At 57.8% G+C, this 24,718-nt stretch carries 9 protein-coding genes; 6 read left to right on the forward strand and 3 right to left on the reverse strand.

What is annotated here, in order from left to right; all coding sequences use genetic code 11:
* Positions 1-8: 8 nt before the first annotated feature.
* Positions 9-3,446, reverse strand: a complete 3,438-nt coding sequence (pulA, locus tag OHL18_RS20175; RefSeq protein ID WP_263376682.1) for a pullulanase-type alpha-1,6-glucosidase — start codon at positions 3,444-3,446, stop codon at positions 9-11.
* A gap of 507 nt (positions 3,447-3,953) precedes the next feature.
* Between pulA and OHL18_RS20180 the strand changes: the two genes are divergently transcribed.
* Positions 3,954-7,358: a glycosyl hydrolase 2 galactose-binding domain-containing protein gene (locus tag OHL18_RS20180; RefSeq protein WP_263376683.1), complete on the forward strand. Its 3,405-nt coding sequence runs from the start codon at positions 3,954-3,956 to the stop codon at positions 7,356-7,358.
* 10 nt (positions 7,359-7,368) lie between these two features.
* Here OHL18_RS20180 and OHL18_RS20185 read toward each other — a convergent pair whose 3' ends face one another.
* Positions 7,369-8,373 (reverse strand): LacI family DNA-binding transcriptional regulator, encoded by a 1,005-nt coding sequence (locus OHL18_RS20185; RefSeq protein ID WP_263376684.1) that lies wholly within the window; start codon positions 8,371-8,373, stop codon positions 7,369-7,371.
* A gap of 323 nt (positions 8,374-8,696) precedes the next feature.
* On the opposite strand from OHL18_RS20185, the gene OHL18_RS20190 reads away from it, so the two are divergent.
* Positions 8,697-10,574 (forward strand): VWA domain-containing protein, encoded by a 1,878-nt coding sequence (locus OHL18_RS20190; RefSeq protein ID WP_263376685.1) that lies wholly within the window; start codon positions 8,697-8,699, stop codon positions 10,572-10,574.
* A 21-nt stretch (positions 10,575-10,595) separates the two neighbouring features.
* Here OHL18_RS20190 and OHL18_RS20195 read toward each other — a convergent pair whose 3' ends face one another.
* A complete protein-coding gene (locus tag OHL18_RS20195; protein WP_263376686.1) occupies positions 10,596-12,212 on the reverse strand; it encodes a glycoside hydrolase family 28 protein in 1,617 nt (538 codons plus the stop codon).
* Between the two features lie 539 nt (positions 12,213-12,751).
* Here OHL18_RS20195 and OHL18_RS20200 point away from each other — a divergent pair.
* From OHL18_RS20200 to OHL18_RS20215, 4 genes are all read left to right on the forward strand, one after another.
* Positions 12,752-16,669, forward strand: a complete 3,918-nt coding sequence (locus OHL18_RS20200; protein ID WP_263376687.1) for a TonB-dependent receptor — start codon at positions 12,752-12,754, stop codon at positions 16,667-16,669.
* 106 nt (positions 16,670-16,775) lie between these two features.
* The gene (locus OHL18_RS20205; RefSeq protein ID WP_263376688.1) at positions 16,776-20,606 is read left to right on the forward strand and encodes an Ig-like domain repeat protein; all 3,831 of its coding nucleotides are present in this window, start codon (positions 16,776-16,778) and stop codon (positions 20,604-20,606) included.
* 110 nt (positions 20,607-20,716) lie between these two features.
* Positions 20,717-23,116, forward strand: a complete 2,400-nt coding sequence (locus tag OHL18_RS20210) for a glycoside hydrolase family 44 protein (protein WP_263376689.1) — start codon at positions 20,717-20,719, stop codon at positions 23,114-23,116.
* Positions 23,117-23,210: 94 nt separating this feature from the next.
* Positions 23,211-24,689 carry a glycosyl hydrolase gene (locus tag OHL18_RS20215; protein ID WP_263376690.1) on the forward strand — a complete coding sequence of 493 codons (1,479 nt, stop codon included), beginning with the start codon at positions 23,211-23,213 and terminating at the stop codon, positions 24,687-24,689.
* Positions 24,690-24,718 lie beyond the last annotated feature (29 nt).

The following is a 24,718-nucleotide window of genomic DNA, read 5'->3' on the forward strand; positions in this document are numbered from 1 at the left end:
GAGGCGGTCTATTGCAGACTGACGAAGACCGCCGTCGTCAGTCCGGGCACGACAACGGTGCCGGTGCTGCGATCGAACTTCGATGTCTTCACGATGCTGTCGGTTGATATCTGCTGCTCCGGATGCAGCCGGAAACCCATCCCTTCGAGCGATGGAGCCGTGAAGTTCTGTTGCGAGGTGCTGGCGTTGAAGACGACGAGGATGTGTTTGTACAGCCCATAATTTCCGCCATTTCCATCCAGTTGCATCACAATCAGATCTGGAGTCTGCGAACTTCCGTTATTCAGGAAGTGAAGATTGCTCTGCACCTCGTTGAAAGTACCCATGCGGAAGAGACCCGAACTATCGCGGATCTTCAGAAAATCTTGAAAGGCACTCGTAGTCGATTGAATCTCCGCCGGTGTGGGCTTCAAGGCAGAGTTTGCCAGCAGCGGCTGCTGGAAGCTCCACTGGCTGCTGTTCTGGCTGGCAATTGGTAGACCAATGCCCCAATTATTTCCTTGTCCCGTCCAGTCGATCTTGTTGAACCAGTCTCCCGAGTCATAGCTGTTCTGGTCCATGTCCTTCGACCGCAGCAGATCGTCTCCCGCAGCGAAGAAGGGAACTCCCTGGCCCAGCGCGACGATGCTCATTGCCAGCACCTGCCGCCTTGCCCGGATTACAGCCGTGTCAGCCTCCGAAGACTTGATCTGCACCGTATCGAAGAGGTTCTGGTTGTCATGCACGGAGACGTAGTTGACCGCCTCGACCGGCGACCCGGTGTAACCTGTCGGCTGTCCCTGGTAATCAAGCAGTGCTCCCGTAATGGTGGCTCCTGTCGAGTCGGTGAAGCTATAGTCCCGCAGATTGCCGGTCAGACCAACCTTGATCCAATCCGTACGATGCAGCAGGGTGCTCTTCTGGTCGAGGAGCGCCGTCTGCTGCGAGGTATAGCTGCTGGGATCATCGAACAGGCCGGTGGCGAAACCTTGCACGCGCTCGTCATCGAACGGGCCGCCGCCTCGCACACCATCGCGGATGCGGTCGTTGAACGTCCCAATGCCGTTGCCGTAGAGGTTGATCTGGTTGGCCTCGACGCCGAGTACATTATTCGCGGTATCCCCAAACGTAAAGCCCTCGCCGTAGATGTAGATCTTCGATCCATCGATGCCGTCGCGCTCAAGCGTCAGCTTCGCCAGCGCCTGGTTGATCTGCTGCAGGTTCTTCACAAAGGTGAAGCTCATGATGTCGAAGCGGAAGCCGTCGATCTTGTACTTCTTTGCATTCCAAAGGATGGCATCCTGCTGCAGCTTGCCCATCATCAGGTGCTCGGTTGCGGTGTCGGCGCAGCATGATCCAGTCTCGAGGTTGCCGTCCATGTCCAGCCGGTTGTAGTAGTCAGGCACGACCTCGTCGAGGATGGAGTTGGTCGCTTCGCCAAAGCCGCTGGTGTGGTTGAAGACGACGTCCTGGATCACGCGTAGGCCCGCGCGATGCAGCCCCATCACCATCTGGCGATACTCCTTCACCCGCTTGTCTGGATTGACGGCATAGCCGCCCTCGGGCGCGAGATAGTGGTCAGGATCATAGCCCCAGTTGTAGGCATCGTTGGCTTGTACCGCAGCCACGGCAGCCTGTTGCTGCTGCCCGTCCGGCGCATAGATGCTCAGGTCGGGCGTCGTCTGCCACGTCGTCTTGTCTTCGTTGATGCTGTTGAAGTGGAACGTCGGCAGCAGGTGGACTGCCTTCAACCCGGCAGCCGAAAGCTGTTGAAGATGTTTCATACCGTTGGAGCGGAAGTCAGTAAAGGCGAGGTACGTACCGCGATGATCAGCCGGCACCGTAGCGTCGCCCACGCTGAAGTCGCGAACGTGAAGTTCGTAGATGCTGAGGTCGTTGGTCCGCGCCAGCCATGGCGAGCGGTCTTCGTCCCAGCCTTCGGGCTTGTTGGCATCAGCGTCGATATCAGTCAGCCGGCTCTTGGTTGCGTTCAACGCCAGGTCGATCGAGTAGGGATCGGTGACCACGTTCTCGACGACGCTGCGAGCGCTGGGCGCGTACACCTTCTCGTCGAGCAGGTAATACTTTCCGATCCAGTATTCATCCAGCGACGCCGACCACACGCCCTTGTCTTCCTGCATGACGATCGTCTTTGCAGGAGCCGTGTCCGTCGCCAGTTTGAACAGTTGCAGGCTCATTGACTGCGCCGTTGGAGCCCACACCTTCACCTTGACCGCCGCACGGTTGCCCCTGTCGTCATCCTCATCCTCAAAACAGCCACCAAATCCATGGTCACGAATGACGACGCCAAGTTTGCCTGAGTAGGCGTAGAGATCGTCGAGCACACCCGCGTCCTGCACGCCCGTCGCGTAGGTCAATGTGCCGTCCGCGTGCTCGACGAAGACTGCGAGTTGTCCCTTCACCAACGCCGCATAATCTTTGGCCTTGAGCGTCTTGGGAAGTTGCAATACCGCATAGCCGGTGGCCAGTTGTGGGAAGCGGGCGATCTGATCTGCGGTCAAGGTGCCCCCTGAAGTCAGCGGTATATCAGTTCCCCCTGTCACACCTGTGGCAGTCAGTTGCAGGTTCGCCGCCGGATCGCTCGCCAGGAAATACTTTCCACCCGATTGCAGATACGCCTGTTGAATCAGCACAGTGCTGTGGTCGATCCAGAACGCCTGCAGCTTCAGAAAGCTTCCATTCAGCAGTTGTGCGGCAGTCGGTTGCGTCAGGTAGACGTTGCCATCGCCGGATATCTTCCACGCCTCGTTGTAGATGTCCACGTTCAGGTGAAGATCATCCGGCGTGTCCTTGGTGCCGTTCACAATGTTGTGGACGATGAAGCCAAGGTCCTGCGGATTGGCCGAGAGCGGAACGTCATAGTATGCGCCGTAATCATCGCTGCCCGTCTGCGGAATCGGCCCGCCGTTGTAGTTGCCGGTGTCAGCGGTGGTGTCGTTGAAGGCGTAGACATACCATCCTGCAAAGTTGTTGTCGGGCCGGTAGTAGTGAATGCGCGCGACGTTCGCGGGAATGTTCGGATTCTTCGCGGAGGAGGTCTTCGGTGGCGCAGTCATCAGCCCCGTCGTGTTTGAGACCTGCCAGTACTCGTTGCCCTGCGCCGACGGATTGGCGTACTCATTCGGGCCGGGATCTTTCACGCCGCTTTGGATATTGTGCACAATGATGCCGACACTCTTCGCGCCGCTTGTCACGCCTACGTCGAAGTAAACGCCGAAGGCGTCCGTCCCTGCGATCTGCACCGGGCCACCGTTGTAGTTGCCTTGGTCTTCGGTCGTGTCGCCAAAGGCGTAGATGGTCCAGCCGGTGTAGGCATTGTCCGGGCGGAAGTAATGAATGCGGATATGATTTGCCGGAATCGGGGTTGCAGCGTGAGCCACAGCAACCAACAGAGATAGCAGGCACATCGCAAGAGACGCCGCGCGCAGACGCAGAAGCAGGAACATCGGATCCTCCGAGAAGCGGATGTTTCGCCGGCCCGGTCGTCAAAGGCAGCGAAGTGGCGGAATACTAGACCGCCGCTGCTGGGAAAGTCCACACTCCTAAAAAATTTAATCATTCCAGGAGCATCTCGTCTTCGACCATCTGGAGATCTCCCGTAACTAGCGCCCGGGCATAGCGTTGTCTCGGAGGCGCATTCCATATTGGATAGATGGCCTTAGCTTGCTCAACAAATAGCCGTAGAAGTTGGCAATGATCGCCACTTGTGCAGGAGCGCCGGCGGTGGGGTGCGGGTAGACTGAAGGCCAAACGTGCCGTTGTTATGATATCGTTCACACGTTTAGACAAATAGCCTAATTCACCTCATCCTTTCTAAAGGAATGCGCATGCTGATCTCCTTCCGCACGAATCATGTTGCACGCGCTGCTTTGTTCGGTGTCCTGTTCTTGAGTCGACCGGCTGCATCGGCGCGGGCACAAGAGAAGGTGCCTTATCTCGAGACTCCAATATCGATGACCGCGCAGAGAGCCGGCCTGGTCGCAGGACCGTTCAATGGGTACTTTCTTCGTGGTGGGATAGGCCTTAGTAAAAAGTTACAAGAACATGCACCGATTCTTGATGGCCGATCCGCGTGGTCGCTGGGCCTTTGGTTCCGTACCGATGACGCCTCGGCCACAGCGCTACTGGCTGGGGTGGGGCTGCCGGATGAAGTGTCTCCGCGGTTCGTCGGACTCATCCAGGGCCGGCCGTTCTTCTGGTCCGGCGGGGGGAAGGAGAACCTGGTCGAGGGCAAGACTGCGCTTGCGGCAGATATCTGGCACTCTCTTGCAGTTTCGTTCGATGCGGAGGGCGTCGCGCATCTATTTGCCGATGGTGTACCGGTTGCGAGTAAGACTGTCGTTCTGGGTAGGTCGTCGAATGTCCTGAGTCTTGCTTCCGTAAAAGCGCCGCCGATGGCGGGCTTTGCGCATTTTGGTGGATGGCTGGCTGACGTCACCCTCTCGGATCGTGCACTTGTCGATGAAGATCTCGCCGGCATGAAGCAGCCGCTCGCTGGTCTGAATAATCTGCCGTTTGAGGAGGGGTCGAAGCCGTGGCCCGTACAGACTCGGGCCTCCGCGGGACTACAGGCTCCGCAGGATCCTGCGACCCTGCCGCATAGCGAGACGCCGCCGGAGACTCCCCATGCGGTCGCGCCACTGGCTGGCAAAGACGAAGCCACCAAAAATCGCTCCGCTTTGATTCTGCGTCACGGATGGAAGATGGCAGAAGCCTCGACGATCTCAGCTCAAGGCGCGGAGATATCCCGGTCGACTTATCAAGCGGACTCATGGATGGCGGCAACTGTTCCCGGCACGGTGCTGACGACATTGATCGATCGCGGCGTCTATCCCGATCCCGACTTTGGGTTGAACAATATGGCGATACCAGAGTCGCTTGCTCGCAAGAGCTTCTGGTATCGCGACGTCATCACCGTTCCCGCAAGCATGGGAGGTCGTCATGTGGAGTTGACGTTCCTTGGCATCAACTATAGAGCCACTATCTGGGTGAACGGTACACGCGTAGGGGAGATCCTCGGCGCGTTTCGCCACAAGGGGTTCGATGTAACGGCACTCGCGCAGTCGGGCCAGCTAGTGGTGGCAGTGCGGATCGATCCGCCGCCGCACCCCGGCATTCCTCACGAGCAATCCATCGCAGCGGGCTCGGGACCGAACGGCGGCATGATGATGCTGGATGGCCCTACCTTCGGCGCGACGGAGGGGTGGGATTGGATACCTGGCATTCGTGACCGCAATATGGGGCTCTGGCAGGATGTACTGCTGACGTCGCGAGGTTCCGTCGAGGTGCAGGTGCCGAGGATCATCACCCATCTACCGCTGCCCGATACGAGCCGGGCTGAACTGACGGTTATGGTGCCTCTAGCGAACAGCTCCGCGTCCAGTGTGCGTGGGACCGTTGAAGTTGCCTTCGATGGAGTACGCCTTGCCAGGGAAGTCACGGTGCCACCTGCAGGGACGACGCTGACTTTGAAGCCGTCCGAGTTCAAGCAACTCGTGATTGAAAATCCACGGTTGTGGTGGCCGAACGGTTATGGCAAGCCGGAGCTGCACACGATGACGTTGACCTTCCGCGTGGCGGGAAGGATCTCCGACGAGCGCAAAGAGCGATTCGGAATTCGCGAGCTTACCTACGAGATCAGCGCCTTGGATAGCCGTGGCAAGCTCCGCAGGGTGGAGGTCTCACCGACCGTCGGACAACTGCTTGGGTCATCCTTCCTGGTCAATCAGACGCATGAGGGCTTTCGTGAAACTCCTGAGGGCTGGGTGCCGACGCTGGTCCCGGCGATGGAGCATTCGGTCGCTGTGAAGGAGCTCACGGACCTCAGGACCGCGCCGTTTCTCGTGCTCCGCGTAAACGGCGTGCGCATCGCCGCGAAGGGCGGGAGTTGGGGCATGGACGACATGCGGAAGCGCGTCTCGCGCGAGCGGCTTGAGCCCTACTTCCGTCTAAATCGGGAAGCTCATCTCAACATGGTTCGCAACTGGATGGGACAGGATACGGAAATTACGTTCTATGATCTTGCCGATGAGTACGGTCTGCTGGTCTGGAATGACTTCTGGACCTCGACTCAGGACTATAACCTTGAGCCTACGGATACGCAGCTCTTCCTCGATAACGCGAAAGATGTGATCACGCGTTATCGTAACCATCCTTCGATTGCGGTGTGGTGCGGACGCAATGAAGGCGTTCCACCACCGGCCATCAACGAGGGTCTGGCTCAGATCATTGGCGATGAAGATGGCACACGTTACTTCTCTGCGGACTCAAACAAGATCAACCTGCACGACAGCGGTCCTTACAAGTTCCAAGAGCCGGAGGACTACTTCACGAAACTCTCGTCAGGGTTTGCCGTGGAGGTCGGCATCCCCTCGCCTCCTACGCTCGAGTCCTTCAAAAGCTTTCTTTCAGATAAAGATCAGTGGCCGATCAGCGATGCCTGGGCGTATCACGACTGGCATCAGGACGGTAATGGTGATGTGGCCCCGTTCATGCAGACGATGACCGAGGAGTTCGGTGCGCCGACGAGTCTTGCAGACTTCGACCGCAAGGCTCAGATGCTGAACTACGTAGAGCATCGCGCCGTCTTCGAGGGGATGAATGCTCACCTCTGGGCACCTAACAGTGGGCGTCTGTTATGGATGACACAACCGGCATGGCCGAGCTCAGTTTGGCAGATACTCAGTCATGATTACGATACCCATGCCTCTTTCTACGCGGTAAGGCTGGCCGCAGAGCCCGTCCATGTGCAGATGAACCTTCCGGACTATGAAGTCGTGGTGGTCAACAATACTGAACGCGTGCTGAACGCGGTGACTCTGAAAGCGCGCGTCTTCGATCTTGCGGGCAAGGTGTTGCTTGAGAAGACGGCTGCACTTTCTGCGGAAAAGAACGCCGTGACTCTAGGGTTCCGAACTGGGTTGAAAGAGTTGCTGGAGACAGCGGGGGTAGCTCTCGTCAAACTGGAACTCTTCGACGCGAATGGCGCGATGCTCTCGAGCAACTTCTATTGGCAGGCAAATGCAAAAGGGAAGTACCGACGCATGGATGACATGCCGATGGCTAAGGTGATAGCGACGGTTCAGATGTCGGCTCCGACGGCCGGAGAAGATCATCTAACCGTTCGGTTGACCAACAGCGGGACCACACCCGCGCTTGCGGCCAAGCTCACGTTGAAGAACGCGGCGAGCGGAGAGCGCATTCTTCCGGCGTACTACAGCGACAACTATGCGTCGCTGATGCCTGGCGAGAGTCGGACGTTTGACATTGCATTTCCTGAATCTGCTAAGACCACTCAAATGTGTGTCGAGCTACGCGGTTGGAATCTGGAGCCTGCAGCGATTCCGATCTCGCACTGAGCCGCGGAGCTTATGTGTGTGTCCCGCATGAGTCGCGAATGACCAACTCCAGCGGAATGATGATGCGTCTCGGCCGTTCTGGGGTGGCATCGGTTGAGATCCTTGCAAACAGGAGTTCGGCCGCAGTGCGTCCCAGAATATCCGCGGGCTGCCGTACAACGGTGACTGCGGGCCGAATGATATCGGCCATGTCGAAATCGTCAAAACCGACCAGAGCCAAATCCTGAGGAATGACTACGTTCAGTGCGGAGAGCGAGTGGAGCGCGTTTCTTGTGGTTAGGTTATTTGTACAAAACAGCGCCGTAGGAGGCTTTGGACGCCCGAGAAGTGTCTGGATGATCTGTAGCATCTCATCCTGCGATTCAGTGATGTTGTGGGAGTCGGGCTTCAGACCAGCAGCGGCCATCGCGGCCCCGTAACCATCTATTCGTTCCTTGACAGTCCACAAGTGTTTGCTGAGACCGACGCATGCAATCCGACGGTGGCGATGTCCGATCAGATGGCGTACCGCCAACTCCGCTCCACTCTTGTTGTCCACAAGAACGCAATCGAACGCGCTGCCGGGAATCGGCCGATCCAGCGTCACGATGGGCATCGCTGTAAACTCGGCGGCGAGCAGCTTCGATCGATGGGATGTTGGGACTACGATCAACCCATCGATATGCCGGCGGAGCATGCGCTTCGCTTCCGTGTGCTCGATGACAGGGTCTTCATCAGACGTTGTGATGACGGTCGAATAGGCATGCTGCTTTGCGATGATGCTGATGGCATTCGCGCATTGGGCGAAGAAGGGATCGTGCAGATTGGGAACGATAACCCCGATCTGATGCGTGCTGCTGCTTCGCAGAGAGCGCGCTACCTCATTGGGCAGATAGTTGAGCATGCTGACTGCCTTTAGAACCCGCGCACGTGCGTCTTCGCTTACCTTCACCTTTCCATTGAGCACTCGCGATACGGTCATGACGCTGACGTCGGCAAGCTTTGCAACGTCGCTCATCCGGGCAGGACGATTCAAGATCATTCTCCAACAAGCAATTTCAGAGTCGGTGGCAAGAATTGCCAGAACCTAGCTCAAACAGTAGTCGAGTATAGCGCAGAGTCTCTTGCTGTCGAGGTCACTCGATCTCTGCACCAGGCAACTTCTTATAGACCCGAGGTATGTAGAAAGGACATCAAAGGCAGAACCCTAGCTCACGGAGCATCGGAGAAGAGTGTGATATCGTTCACAGGGAAATCGATTTGGCCTCCTGATGCGCGGAGGTTCGCACATGGAGGTCAACGTTGCGCCCGTCTATCAGGTTGAGGCTTGTAACAATCCTTCTCGGCGCCACTCTGGTTATGCAGGTATCCGGGCAAAATCTGGACGGCCCATCCCCTGGTGTTGGCACCACGATTCTGCAGGCCAGCACGCAGCTCGTCATCGTGGATGTGGTCGTGCAGAGCAGAGATGGCCGCCCTGTCCACGGGCTGAAGCAGGAGATGTTTCACCTGATAGAAGGGAGCGTCCCTCAGCAGATCCGGCACTTTGAGGAACACTCGGCGACACAACGGGCTGCGACGCTAAATCCTGAGATGCCTAAGCTCCCTGCGGGAACGTTCACGGATTACTCTCCTGTCGCGCCGGATGCCACACTGAATGTTCTTCTGCTCGATTCACTCAATACGCCGGTGACGGCTCAGAGCTACGTCCGAGACCAGTTGCAGGAGTACATCAAGCATGCCAACCCTGGAACGCGCGTAGCGATCTTCGGGCTGGCGAATCAGTTGGTTCTGCTGCAGGGATTTACTTCCGATCCTGACACGCTCAAGGAGGCCATCAAGCACAAGTTGATCCCGCGCTACTCTTCGCTCTTAGACGACCCCGGTGGGAACGGCGTTGACCATGTCAGTCCTTCCGACATCACCGGCGCGGGTGCTGATCAAACCTCGCCTGCGGGTGCGGCACCTCTGGTGGTGGAGGCGGCTGCAAACTTCCAGCAGTTCGAGGCAGAGACGACAGCCATTCAGACCCAGATGCGTTTGCAGTACACTCTCGATGCGTTCAACGCACTGGGCCACTATCTTGCAGCTTTCCCCGGCCGCAAGAACCTTATCTGGTTCTCCGGCGCTTTCCCGCTCAATGTGCTTCCAGATGCTTCACTGCAGAACTCGTTTGCGGTTGCCAACGTGAATCAGGATGCGTTTCATGAGATGACAAACCTGCTGGCCAAGGCTCAGGTCGCGGTATATCCGGTTGATGCCCGTGGTCTCACAGCGCCCCCTGTCTACAGCGCATCCAGCTCTGGCCGGCGCTACGGCACGAATCCGCAGGCCATCAATAGTCAACTTAGCCAGTTCAACACCAGCCAGGCCTCGGAACATACGACGATGGATACTCTTGCGGAAAACACCGGTGGCCGAGCTTTCTACAATACCAACGCGCTGTCCGATGCTGTGTCGAAAGCGGTCGATGCGGGAGCGAACTATTACACCCTCACGTACAGCCCAACAGACCACACTCAGGATGGAGGTTATCGCAAGATCACAGTCGAATGCACCGGCGGTTCAGCGGGGGCGAACCTGCACCTTTCCTATCGTCATGGCTACTATGCAAGCGATGCGGCACGGAAGCAGGTGAGCGGGCAGAGCGCAGTCACCCTCTCTGGGAGTACCGGAGGTCCCGCCGCCATCGCTTTGGCCTACCAACGAGCTGCAATGAGTCGCGGCGCGCCAGCCCCACAGGAGATACTCTTTACAGCGCGCGTGCTGCCAGCAGCAAACACCACGGAAGCTACGCCCGTTCAGAGCAATCGTTTGAGCGCAGGTGTCTCGCCAAAAGGGCCGTTCCGCCGCTATGACATCGACTACGTCGTTCTGCCCAAGGATGCCACGCTTACCTTGCAGCCCGACGGACGCCGCCAAGGAGCTATAAACTTTATGGTGTACGTCTTCGATGGGGCCGGAGAGCTACTCAACGCGGAGTCCACAAGCCTCTCTCTTAACCTTAACCCCAAAGACTACGCAACGTTCCTCCACAACGCCCTTCAGATGCATCTTGAGGTAAGCGTTCCCGTCAGGGGCGAGAGCTTCTTACGCATTGGAGTGAGCGATGTTCCTTCTAATCGTTTCGGAGTGGTAGAGATACCCGTGGCCGCTGTAAGCAACCTCGCGCCACCGGTGTACCCGGGCGTTCCGAGCACAGCCGAGTCCTCGCACTCCACTTCACCACAGAACTGATGGTCCGATCAGCACGGCTGGCTATGGGGTCTTTTGCCGAGGTGCGGGTGCGACGATCTGCGTTTGGAAGCGCTTCCCTGCAGGTTTGATCGCGCTGGTCGCGGCGCTGAGATCGTAGTTCACGAAGACCCTTCGATCGCTGACATGATCCAGTGCCAGGAACGTCGAGGTCCCGGACAGCGCCCTTGAGTTCGTGATGGCCACGCCAGAGCCGTTCTTGAGAGCGATGGCTGCGCTGTTCCGCGTCGCTCCCTGGCGGCCTGTGAAGTCATCCACTGTAAGATCCTTGAACTCTTCCAGCCGAAGGCCGTCTGTGAAGTAGTCCGGCATCGTGTTCGCCCAGTCGATCTGCATGTCCCTGATGCGCAGACCGTCTACGTGCTTGCCATAGAGCGCAGGAATATCACTTTTGATGATGCCGTCGCGGGGAACGATCGCCGTCCAGCGAAGATCGAGGTTGCCGCCGATGCTATCAGCCAGGTCCGGGTCGGGAGAGACCATATGCAGTCGAATTCCGTTGAGTTCCACGCCGGTGATGGGAGTTTCCGGCGCGCCCCAGAAGAGGATGCCGTTCTCTGCTTCGGCAGTGATGTTGCTGAAGGTCACCTTGCGCACTCTGGGCTCACAGGGCGCGCTTGCATCGCACGGCTGCACGGCAATGTAGATGGGTTCGGCCTTGCCCCACCAGCCACCGGGGATCAGGTGAGTTCGAATGACAATGTTCGAAAAGAGAACGTCTTCGGTCGGTCGGTCCTTCTGTCCCAGATAACCGTTTGCGAAGATCGCGATGCCCCGGTTGGTGTCCATGGTCAAACCGCTGAAGGTACTTCTTTGGGTGCTCTCGAGACGTATCGCCGCGGACCGGGATGAGAGAGAACAGTTGGCGACGTTGACGTGTTCACTGGCTACGATCGCAAGTCCGTCATCGCCGGCATCGATGTGGCAATCAGAGATCTGGACATGCCTGCAAAGCATGCAGTCGATGCCATCGTTGTTCGGAACCTTCGGGTCATTCAGAATTTGGAACCCAGAGAGGGTCGCATCTTCCACATCCTGTAGGTGCAGCGTCCAGTTGGGTGCTTTCCTAAGGGTTATCCCGTGGATATGAACGTTCTTGCAGTGATAGAAGACAATCATCGTCCCGGGCCGATCGGCGGGTTCGATCGGCCCATACTCCAATGTGCTCATAGCGGCCTGAAAGGCCTCTGGATTGCGGACGTACTGTGCATCGTAGTCGTTGCCGCCGTGGGATGTGCGCGGACTCATGAAGGAGTCGCTCTGGCCATCGATCTCGCCGTCGCCTTCGAGGGTGATATCGGTCGCGTCCTTGGCTATCAGCATTCCCAGGACAGCACCTTCGCCGGTGATATCCACCCCGTAATGTCTGGCGAAGCCGAAGGGTGGGCTGGGCAGATACTCCTGGATGTTGTGGCTGCCAACTAATGCCGCACCCGCATCCAGATAGAGGCGGATGTGGCTCTTCAACTGGACTGTTCCGACGGAGTATCGGCCGGCTGGAAAATAGACGGTACCCCCGCCGCCTTCGGCACATGCCGAAATTGTCTTCGTAACGGCGGCTGTATCAGAGGCAATTCCGTCGCCCTTGGCTCCGAAGTCCTTCACATTGAATACTGGCATGCGCGTCGCGGAGCCTTGTGAGAGGGCTACTTTTGGGCATGTCGCTGCGACGAGCAGTGACGCCGTCAACATAAGGCAGGAAATTTTCATTCGTTGACCATATCTCAAACCTGCGGTCCCCGCTCGACGGAGTCTCGATCCCAAAAAACGCTCTCTTGCTAAAACGCTTTATGTTTTCGATATCTTAACCCGTTACGGACCTCGAAAGCCGGTCGTCCGCCGCGGCCGGATTACCTTCCTGCAAGCACTGAGAGCCCGTTCCGTGGACAGGAATTTCTGCCCGGCCTGCCCATGGGCCTGATTGACCATGCAGGAGCCGCTTCTCGGCCTTTTCCTGGCCGGCACCTACTCATTCGCTCGAAAAAACGCTTCTCTCTCAAATTTACTTGACACCTTTGCTCAAACCTCTCTATAAATTCGTTCGCTGATATCGATCACAAAATATTGTCGGCTGACCCCATTGCGAAGGGTGGGGCATTACTCGGAGGACTATGCGCGCACTACAGAATCTGGTTTCGAATCAAATGAGAAAGCGCTTCATGGCCTGTGTCCTCCCGGCCCTGTTGCTCTGCTTCTCCAGCCTTGGCTCCGCTCAGGTGACGACCGCGACTCTGACGGGCATCGTCTCAGACCAGAGCGGCGCTTCTATCCCCGGCGCAAAGGTGAGGGTGGTGAACCGCGCAAACAAATTCGCGCGCACCGTAGTGGCCAACAGCAGCGGCGTCTTTACGTTTCCGGGACTGGACTCCGGGGACTATCAGATCGTGATTACCTACACCGGCTTCGAGACCTACGTCCTGAGCGACGTCCATCTGGATCCGAACGACACGCGGAACATCACGACGATCCGCATGAAGATCGGAAATGTCAACGAGACCATTACGGTCAATGCTTCCGGTCAGAACCACGTGGAGGACGACGGTTCACGCAGCGCCCTGATCACCGCTGAGGACCTGCAAAAGCTGTCGCTCGAGGGGCGCGAAGTTACGGAGTTGCTCAAGATTCTCCCGGGATCAGCGATCAATACCGGCGTTGGCAACAATACGGGCGTCTCGAACAGCAGCTTCGATCCGGGCCAGGTTGGCTTCGGCGGCGCAGCCGGTTCGTACTCGGTGAGCGGTTCGCCGGTCAACGGCGTGGCCATCCGTTCCGACGGGGCCAATCTGACCGATCCTTCAACCGGCGCGGGCGGCCTGCAGACGATCAATGCGGAGGCGACCTCCGAAGTGAAGATTCAAACCTCCAACTTCGGAGCCGACAACGCAAACGGCCCTCTGGTCATCAGCGCCGTTGGAAAGTCGGGCGCCGCAGACTATCACGGCTCGGTGTACTCCTACGGACGCACGGGCCAGCTCAACTCGACGGACTCCATCGCGCATGTATTCAACTCGGTTAAGCCCCCCGACCGCTATATCTACCCCGGCCTCTCGCTTGGCGGCCCGATCAAGATTCCAGGCACAAACCTGAACCACAACAAGCATCTGACTTTCTTCGTCAGCGGCGAAGACTACATCCAGAGGAACGTCTACGCCTACAACAATGTTGCGAATGCCGTCACCCACGCGCTGGTTCCCTCAGCCAAAATGCGACAGGGCGATTTTGGCCTTGGGGAGATTCAGAACTACCTTCCTCCTGGCCTTCGGCAGTATGCCTGCGACCCAAGCCAACTTAAGGGTGCAGCGAAGTGCGCGAACCTGAACGATAGCGTTACGTATCCGGCGGGGAATGGCACCACGGACGGGTACAGCGGAGCAGCCAGCAACTGGAACAATCTCTACCAGGTTCCTGTTGAGACCTCTGACGGTGTTTCGATCAAGGGCAACTGCAATGACCAGGCCGGGGACTGTCTGGCGGGACACCTCGATCCAGGAGCCTCCGCGTTCTTCCGTCTGCTTCCGCTTCCCAACACCCCGGGCGGCCAAACCACTCCGCTTGGGTATAACTACACCCATACGGATCTGGTAAACAACGACATCTACGAACTGCACGGCCGTCTCGACTACGACAAAGGCCGTTCGAAGTTCTTCGTGACCTTCACCCCGGAAAACGGCGGCACGAATATCCCGCAGGCGAACGGATACTTTGCCTCCGGCAACTCCGGTGGCGTCAATACCCCGGGCGGGACGATGCAGAACACGTACACCTACAGCGGCTCATTCAACTGGAACCTGACCGCCAGTTCCACGCTGAATAATGAATTCTTCGTGAGTGGCCTGTACAGCAACGTCATCAGCAAGGCTGCAAAGCCGAATCTCCTCTTCGACGATGCTATCGGCTATCCCTATACGGGCGCCTACGACAACGGCACCAAAGAGTTTCCGAACCTTGGCACCTACGGCAACGAAGGCATTCCGCTCGGCTACTTCCCGGACTTTAGCTTTGGCGGCCTCTACAATCGCACGTTCAGTCCTGGTCTTGGCGATAACCTGAGCAAGCAGCTAGGCAAACACACGCTGAAGGCCGGCGTAAACGTCGAACGCCCGCGGATCAACGGCACCCTGGCCTACGACGGCAGCGCTCCAACGAATGGAGTGACGTCCATCTACTATGTAGGGCCGCAGTTCCAGCTCCCCGATCCGAGCAAGGTCGATGGCGAACCGTACATCAAGTACTACTCCACCTGTTACGACGGGGACAACGGGGACGCGAACTGTGACAAGGAGAACGGCAACAGCAACAACCTCGCGAACTACCTTGTGGGCGACCTGGGAAATTTTGGCTGGAGCCAGGCGAACATCATTCCCAAGCTCAGACTGCATGCCTGGACAACGTCCATGTACGCTACCGACGATTGGAAGGCGTTACGGAACCTGAGCTTGACGATCGGAATTCGCGTGGAGCACATTGGGCGGTGGGTTGATGACCATAACTTCGGATCAGCGGTCTTCGATCCCACAAAGTATGCTGCGGAGTCTGACGAGCTGAACAACCCGCTGGTCCCTCTGCCGGGCTTCCGTTGGCATGGGATCGATCCGACCGTGGCTGTCAGCGGCTTCAAGACGCGCGAGTTCTTCTATGAGCCTCGCGTTGGATTCAACTGGGACGTCTACGGCACAGGGAAGACCACATGGAGCGGTGGCTGGGGCATGTACCGGTTCCGCGACGGCCAATCAGACGCCATCAATAGCATCAAAGCTTCGAACGGACTTCGCCAGATCTCGCTTGCGCCGCCAGGACAGGACCCCGCGCACCATGCTCAGGGCGATCCTCCCAATCAGGGTGGCAACCGCGCCTCGTACATTCAGTCGCTCCATCTGAGCACCAAGCCAGGCATCGCCACTTCGACGTTCACGACAACGGGAGGCAATAACTTCCTGAACGCGGGCCAATACAACACGACTTACGCCGTGGACCAGAATGATGACCAGGTGCCACTGACCACCAACTACAGCTTCACCGTAACCCAGCAGGTACCGCGCGGCATCACCCTCTCAGTCGGGTATGTAGGGAATCGAAGCAATCACCTTCTGGACGACAACTCAGGCGGCGGCCAGCTATCGATCTCCAATATCAACGCCATCCCGGTGGGCGCGTTCTTCCTTCCCGATCCGAACAAGGAAAGCGCATTGTACGGTCTTACTTACGAGTCCTCCCAGATCGGCGGCAACAACTTTGCCAACGACGACTACCGCCCCTATCCGCGGTACGGCCCGATTCAGGTCGAGCAGCACATCCTCAAGGCGCACTACGATGCGCTTCAGGTGACGGTCGAGCGCTCCAAGGGAGCCTTGTATCTCAAGACGAACTACACCTGGAGTAAGAACTTCGGACAGCGCGGCGGCTACTCCAATGGCGTCGCCGGCGACTCTTTCAACCTCGCGAACGACTATGGTCCGCTGGCGTACGACCGCACGCATATCTTCAACCTGGCCTACAACTACGACTTTGGTTCCAACCACTCGGGTCTCACAGCTTTGCGTCCGCTAATCAATGGATGGCAGATCTCGGGAATCACCAATCTGCAGAGCGGGCCCGATCTGCTCGCCACGAACTACACCTCGAACTTCAATCTCAGTGGCCGGAACGATTTCTCAAGTATTCCTATTGGCGGATCGCAGTTTCTGGGTACATCAGATGTCAATCTGCAGCCAATTCTGACCTGTGACCCCAGGTCACATCTTGGCCCGCGGCAATATGTGAACCCGAACTGTTTTGCGCTCCCTTTGCCTGGTGGCTACAACGGTGCCTTCCGTATTCCTTACCTGCATGGCCCCGCGTTCTTCCAATCGGACATGACGGTCGTGAAGGACTTCAAGATGAAGGAGTCGCGGCAGTTGGAGTTCCGCGTGGCAGCGTTCAACTTCCTCAACTACAAGCTGAAGACCTTTACGAACGTTCATCCCAACGCGCTGAGCTTGACCTACAACGACGGGATACCTCAGAACGGCGTCTTCGGGATCTCCTCGGATAATGCTGGCAGGCGCGTCCTGGAGATTAACGCCAAATACAGCTTCTAGCGGAACGTTACGGAACAACAAAGACTTAGTTGGAATAAGGAAAACCATGACCCTGATAACGAAGATCCTAAGCAACTTCCGTAGCCACGCTAGGAGAACCACTGCGGTGAAAGAAGGCCACCCCAGTTTGAATCGGCAGACGGCCAGGGCGTTCTGGAAGGGAGCTGCTCTGTCGGCAGTGGCCCTCCTTACGGCTATTGGCTCGTCACGTGCCTCTGCGCAGACCGCGCCTGCCTACGTCGTCTATTCGCAGACTGTATTGAGCAGCAGCTTCAAGGGCGCAAGCGCGAACTATGCGGTCAACTCGCGCGGCGACTTCTTTGTGAATGACGGGAATAGCCACGTTTTGGAGTATCCGGCAAATGGTGGCGCGCCGATTACGCTGTGGACAGACACCAACAACTACGGTGCTTCCGGAGTTGCCGTCGACCCCTTCGACAATCTGTACATTACCGTCTTTTACTCGCCGGGCGGCAACAACGATGCCGACTCGCAGGTGTATGAGTTCCCATCGACAAACGGCTCGTATCCTGCCCCTTATGTCTACAGCAGCAGCCAGCCACCCGGAAGCTGCACGCCTGCGTCGCCTGCCACTTCCACGACCCCAGCCGTTCCGGCGAACACCGGCGTCTGCGCAGTTGGATTCTATATTGGCGCTGCGTACTACTATTGGCAGCCACTCGGTATAGCTGCTGACGGCCAGGGCAACACCTACATGTATTCGAACTACGACAATACGTATGGGTCGACCAGCCTTGGAATCTTTCAATGCCAGCCTGCTTGCAATGAACAACTGGCAGGCAACGGTGCGACCGCCTATACGGTGAAGCTATCGAAGACGATCACCTCGATCATTGCGGACTATGCCGGGAATGTCTACTTTACCGATGAGTCGAATTTAAATGTTATCCCTGCAGGCAGTCCGTCTACAAAGAATACCCCTGCCGTCTTCGATTCGAGCTTTTCGAGTCCCTATGGCGTCACTCTCGACGCCTCCGGAAACATGTATGTCTCCGACCAGAACGGTATCTGGGAGGTCCCTGCGGTAGAGACCACTGGCGGGGCTCCCTGTAAAGGGGGAGCGGATCCCTGCAAGCTTTTACTGAGTGCAAAATATAAGCTCATTCCCATGTCCGGTGTTCCCGGTGGTTCAGCGGCAAGTGCCGCAGTCGATAATCGCGGCAATATCGTTTATTCCCAATATTATGGGAATTTATCCAAGGCCAGCCTGTGGTCTGGCAATTTTCCCGTAGCGCAAATCGGCGCAACCGGTAGCACCTCCCTCAGCTTCACCGTGTCTTTCAACAGCGCCACTACAATAGGCGCGTTCAAGGCCGTCCAGGGAGTTGCAGCCTCTACCGAGTTTGCTGTCTCTGAAGGAACATGCACCGTCGGCACGGCCTTCGCCGCCGGTTCAACCTGCACGTTCAGCGCCAACTTCACGCCAAACGGCCTCGGAGTCCGTACCGGCGCGGTCGTGATCACCGACTCAACCGGCGCCGAGACGTATACCTATCTGACGGGTGTCGGCACAGGCACGGGAGTTACCGTTGACCCAGGAACCCCTACGCAGATCGGCAGCGGCCTGAAGACGCCGGAGGGCATCGCGGTCGACGGTGCGGGCAATGTATATATCGCGGATGCCGCAGCGAATACTGTGCAGCAATTCCCCGCCGGCGGAGGTGCCGGCGTCAGCCTCGGTACCGGCCTCAATGTACCGACCGGTGTAGCGGTCGATGGCGGCGGAAACGTCTTCATCGTCAACCAGGGAACTGGAGCCACGGGCGGTTCGGTGGTTGAGGTCCCGAGCGTTGCAGGCGTGCTCACCAGCAGCGCACAGAAGACCCTTGTCTCCGGGCTGAACCTGCCGACTGACATTGTTGCCGACGGAGATGCCAACCTCTATGTCTCCCTCACGGGCAGCAACGAGGTCGTGCAACTTGCGAACCCGAGCCGCATTGACGCCTCCGCAGCCATGGCCGTCCGGGGCTACGGCCTCAGCGGCCCAACGGGTCTCGCCCTCGACGGTTCCGGCAACCTCTACGTAGCCGACACGGGCAACAATCGCGTGCTTCAGCTTGGCGATGGCTTCCAAAACAGCGTGGGCAACGGGCTCTCCGCGCCTACTGGAGTCGCCGTCGATCCATCCGGCTCGGTGATGATCGCAGATGGCACCGGACGCCTGATCCGTGTTCCGAACGAGAGCTTCGGGACGAACGCTGTCGGACTCAACCAGGCCGATCAGCAGGTCCTGGGCAGCCCGCTCAGTTATCCCTACTCGCTGCGTACGGATGCTACGGGCAACCTGTACGTCAGTGACAATGTTGCGGCAGTGGTGTATCAGCTACAGCGCACTACCGGAGCCATCGACTTTGGCAGCTGGAACCTGAACACCGTAAGCAACGCGCAGACCATCGTCCTTTCGAATATCGGCAACCAGGACGTGACCGTCGGCAACCCGATCTATCCGGCAGTTCCAGCCTCCAGCGAGTTCGCCGTGACGGCAGGGTCTAACTCCAGTTCCTGCAGCAGCGGTATCTTCCATAGCGGCTTTAACTGCACCCTGCAGGCTACATTCGCCCCCACTGCTCAGGGGCCAAGTACCTATCCTCTGGTCATCAGCGCGCCGGCACAGAATGCGTCGTCAACGACCATCAACCTTACCGGCAACGGCATCAATAAGGCCGCTGCCACCCTCAGTCTGATTCAAGTCGCGCCCACCACCTCAACGATCAGCTATGGCCAGCAGATCATCATCAGTGCCAAGGTTGCACCTTCAGGGTCCTCGGCGACGCCAACCGGGTACGTGGTCTTCACCTTCGATGGCCAGAACCAGCGCCCCATCAAGCTGGACGCGACAGGCGCAGCGTCGATCACCTTCAACGGCCTGAACGCCGGCCAAAACACGCTGTCAGCCTTCTACGAGGGCGACAGTAACTATGGTGCGCTCGACTCGGCCGTCCTGCCGTTGAACATCAACTTAGCTACGAGCATGAATGTATTGACCGCCGTTGGCGACTCCGCAGATCCGCTCAGCGTCCAACCCACCGACACATTAACGCTCACGGATACACTCACGCCAGCCGTGGTTGGATCCTTCTCAGGAACGGTAACGTTCATCGATGTCGCGACGAACCTCCCGTTGAACGGCATGCAGCCGATACGGCTTGGTTCGCCAGATCCAACGACAGGCAACTACGTGGTCAGCTATCAATTGACGGGTGCGAAGGCTGGCAACTACAACGTAAAGGCTGTCTATTCAGGAAACGTAGACTACCTCTCCAATCAATCCTCAACAATCCCTTACATTGTCATCAAGACTACGTACACCGTGACAGCGGACAATACTACCGTGACCGCGTCGGCCACAGCCCCTGCGACCATCAACCTGGTCGTGACCGATTACTCGAACTACCAGGGCGCTGTCTCCCTGCAATGCAGCGGGCTTCCGGCGAACGCGTATTGCGTCTTCCGTCCAGCCAGCGCACAACTGATTCCAGCCTCGGGTGTGCTGCCGAATACGCAGCTAACGCCGCTAACCATTTACCCGGTTCCAGTGGTGCTCCAGATCAAGGTCGATCAAAACCTAATTCCTATCGAGAGCTCCTCGTTCTTCTGGATCGTAGCGCTGGTATCGGGCTTGGCGATCGCCTGGCGCCGCCGGCTTACTTCCGGCGGGCTCGGATTGCTGTCTCTCATGGCACTCCTTTGCTTCGCGGGGCTGACCGTGATGAGCGGTTGTGGTTCCAGCATCAACAACAACTTCCCGACCCCCGCCGGATCCTATCCGGTCACGATCACAGCTACGTCGACGCCACTTGTCAATGGTGCCGAGCCGACCTGTTCCTATCAGAACTGCAACCTGCCGCCAGATCCGGTCACGAACCCTTCCATCAATGTGGTCCAGACTTTGTCGGTCAATCTCACCGTCAAGTAACGCCGGGAGTTGGATCTGGCAATTAGAGATTAGGGGAGCGCTTCGAATGAAAGAGCAACTCGGAAGGCAGCTCCTTATGCAAACGAAATTCAAGATGTATGGAGTGAATCATGATGAAGCTTAGCGTTCGGTGGATGAGCTATGCGGGTTCCCTGGGTCTCCTGGTTCTTCTTGGAGCCTTTTTGTCGGGCTGTTCGGGCACCAATGGGTCAGCCCTCTCCGGGCCTCCTGTCTACGTCCTTTCTGTTACCTCGATCGCGAGTCTGCATGACCAGATTACGGCCATCAGTCCGGCGGACAACAACGGCGTGGCCTCAGGTACAACCGGCCTGTCGCTGGTCTATAGCCCCGGCACTACGGTGACGGTTACGGCAGCTGCCTCCGATTCCACCGGGCCATTCATCGCATGGTGCGATGCCAGTTCAGCAAGCTCGAGCCCGTTCGTTTGTGCCCCGCCTCCTTGTGATAGCGTCTCTGGCCTGACTTGCACGGTAAAGATGACCGCCAGCAAGAATCTGCTGGCCACCTACCCGGGTGTCACCAGCGTGACGGTGACGCCAATCTCTCCGACGGCCGTCGTTCCAGCGACGACCCAGTTCACCGCGACGGTTCATGGGGTGGGAACCTACGTCGACAGTAACGGGAAGACGCAGAACTACGACGGCTCTCCTTATAGCTTCAGCCTGACGGGACCTTCTGGTTTCAACACTTCGTTGGGGACGATCTCTGCCACCGGCCTGTACACTCCGCCTTATCCTATCCCGGCGACCGTTACTCTCAGGACAGCCAGTGTCGCCAACCCGAGCGCTGCGACCTACGTCACAATTACGTTGAACGCGCCGGCGACGACCACAGGTCCAGCTTTGAGCGTCGATGTGGGCAGCCCCACCCACGTGATCAGCCCGAACATCTACGGCATGGACGACTACGGGCTGAACCCTGTGGTTCCCGCGGAGGTCAATCTTCCGGTGGAGCGCTGGGGGGGCAACTCCACGACGCGTTATAACTACCTGGTAGACGCCACGAACTCGGCGTCTGACTACTACTTCGAGAATAACTACCCAACTACGACCGGATATCCGGTTGCCAGTCGATTCAACAGCCAAGTCACACAGGATGAGAAGACGCTAACCAACACACTGGCGACCGTTCCACTTATTGGCTACACCACGTTGCGGAAATCCGCGTGCAGTTACTCCGTAGCAAAGTATGGAGCCCAGACGGTGACCGACCCTGCGAATGCGGATTGCGGTACCGGCATTCTGACGACCCCGGTAAACGGCAGCACCACGATCGTCAACGATCCGACCGACACCAGCATGCCGATCGATGAGACCTTTGTCAGTGGATGGGTCAACTTCCTCGTAGGCCAGTTCGGCACAGCGGCCCATGGCGGTGTCGCCCTCTACGGTCTGGACAACGAGCCGGAGTACTGGAACGGCGTCCACAAGGACGTTCATCCAAATCCGTTTACGTACGACGAGCTCTCAAACAAGGGCATCACCTACGCAGCGGCGATCAAGGCACAGGACCCCTCGGCGCTCGTGACAGGTCCTGTCATCTCCAACTGGATGAATTACTTTTACTCCGCTCAGGATGTTGCGAACGGTTACAACCACAATCCTTCCTGCCAGAATGCGAACCCGACCGACCGGCTGGCCCACGGCAATATCCCGCTGATTGAGTACTATCTGCAGCAGTTTCAGAAGTACGAAACTACCAACGGCAAACGTCTCCTTGACTACGTGGATCTGCACACCTACTTTGCCGCACCGGGTGCCGCGTTCGCACTCACCGGAGACACCACGCTGCAGCAGGCGCGCTTGAACTCGACGCGCGTCTTCTGGGACCCCACCTATACCGACCCGGCCTACACAGACCCCAACAACAACACTTGCACGGGGGCAGCGTATCCGCCGAACCTCATCAACCTGATGAAGGGATGGGTCGCGAAGGACTATCCGGGCACCAAGCTTGCCATCACCGAGTACAACTGGGGCGGCCAGGAGGCCATTAACGGAGCACTTGCGCAGGCTGATATCCTCGGCATCTTCGGGCGCGAGGGTCTAGACCTGGCCACACTTTGGGGCCCACCGGATCCTTCTCCGGCGGATACGAGCAAGCCAAGTCAAAAACCGGGCTTGGTTGGGTTCCAGGTCTACACCAACTACGATGGTAAGAACGCCCACTTCGGCGAGACAGCCATCACATCCACCAGCTCCGATCAGGGTGTCCTCGCAGTCTACGGAGCGACGCGTGCAGCGGATAGTACCGTAACGATCGTCGTCATCAACAAGAGCTATGGTGATTTGACGAGCACGCTGTCCCTCGCCAACCTGAAGCCGAACGGAAATGCAAAGGCCTATCTCTACAACGAAGCGAACATCACAGGGATTTCGGCGCAACCGGATGTCACTGTGACGCCCCCGACAGGGACAAGTACGACAAGCACACTTAGCACGCTTTTCCCGGCTCAGTCGATCACGATACTGGTCGTTCCGAAGTTATAAGTCCACACATGGAGATGCCGCGGCCTCAACCTAGAGCGCCGCGGCAGTCTTCCAAGTCACAACAATCGAAGTCTTCGACCGGGAAGGGGCTCTCTTGCGTCATCTGTGGACTGCGATCGTGCTCATGGGAGTATCGCTTCCGTATACATCGTTCGCGCAGCAAATTGTTGTGGGTGCGGAGTCGGCTCAGCTTGCAGGGCCCGATCTTCATCTGGTCTTGCCGATCGATCCTTCTAAATCGCCAGCGCCGGATCCTCCGGTAACCCCTGCCCCGAAACCACCTGCTGAAGTCCAACCCGTCCCAGGCAAGGCTTTCGTCACCGGATTTCTAAAGGACTCCGATCACGCGGATTTCACTGTCAAAGTTCCCTCGAGCGGCTTTTACGATCTCGACGTCGCCTTTCGCTCCATTGGGACGAAGGGCTACAACATTGCCATCAATGGCCTGGAGATCTCCGGCACGATCAGTGCGACTCCGAATCATGACTTCGTATCGCAGCGAGTGGGCATGGTTGAACTGGAGAAGGGAAGTAACGTCGTCCAAATCAATAAGGGCTGGGGCTTCTTCGATGTCGCTTCGATCCAGTTGACTCTATCTGAGGGTGCGGTCAAGGTTACAAAAGCTCCGGCCAAGGCCGTGGACGCACAGCTCACTCCGGAGGCGACAGCGCTTCTAGGCCGGTTGGATACGAGCTACGGAAAGACAACCATGCTTGGCGTCTACAGCGATGACGACGCGCAATACGTATCCGATCAGACGGGTGCCCTGCCAGCCATCATGGGCGGCGACCTCCTCTCCTACAGTCCGCAGGAGGTTGCACACGGATCGCACCCCGAAAAGAAAGACGAAGTAGGCCGTCTTATCGCAAAGTACAGGGCAGGGTATGTGGTAACGCTCTCCTGGCACTGGTGCTCTCCTTCGGGTCTTATCGATTCCTCGGAAAAGCCGTGGTGGCGAGGCTTTTATACGGACTCGACCAACTTCGATCTGGAGAAGACGCTCGCTGATCCCACATCGACGGATTACGCCACCATGTTGAGCGACATCGACGCAATTGCAGTTCAGTTGCGGAAACTCCAGGACGCGCACGTACCGATCTTGTGGCGTCCTCTGCACGAAGCCAGTGGGGGATGGTTCTGGTGGGGAGCGAAGGGGCCGAAGCCGTTCGTGAAGTTATGGCAGTTGCTCTACGATCGCCTGACGAACGTCGACGGGATTCACAACCTCATCTGGGTCTATACCGGCGATGGCAATACGGCGTGGTATCCCGGCGATCGCTACGTCGACATCATTGGTATCGACGCTTATCCGAAGGACCTCCGAGATCCTCAGAGCCAGCTCTGGACCGCTCTGCAGCGGAGCTATGGCGATCGCAAGATCCTCGCCATCAGCGAGTTTGGCGGAGTTCCCGATGTGCCCCGGATGCAAAGGATGGGAGAGTTCTGGTCCTATGCCGTCTCGTGGAGCGATAAGGAAGGTCCGAAGAAAAATACCCCAGATGATCTGAAGCAGATCTACTCCAGCCCGTCAGTCACGACTATCCCGCTCACGACCAACAAAGCTCCTTTGTAGCGAAGCTGGCTCGGGTAACGACTACTTTG

This window comes from Granulicella aggregans (assembly GCF_025685565.1).
GTDB classification, from domain to species: Bacteria; Acidobacteriota; Terriglobia; order Terriglobales; family Acidobacteriaceae; genus Edaphobacter; species Edaphobacter aggregans_B.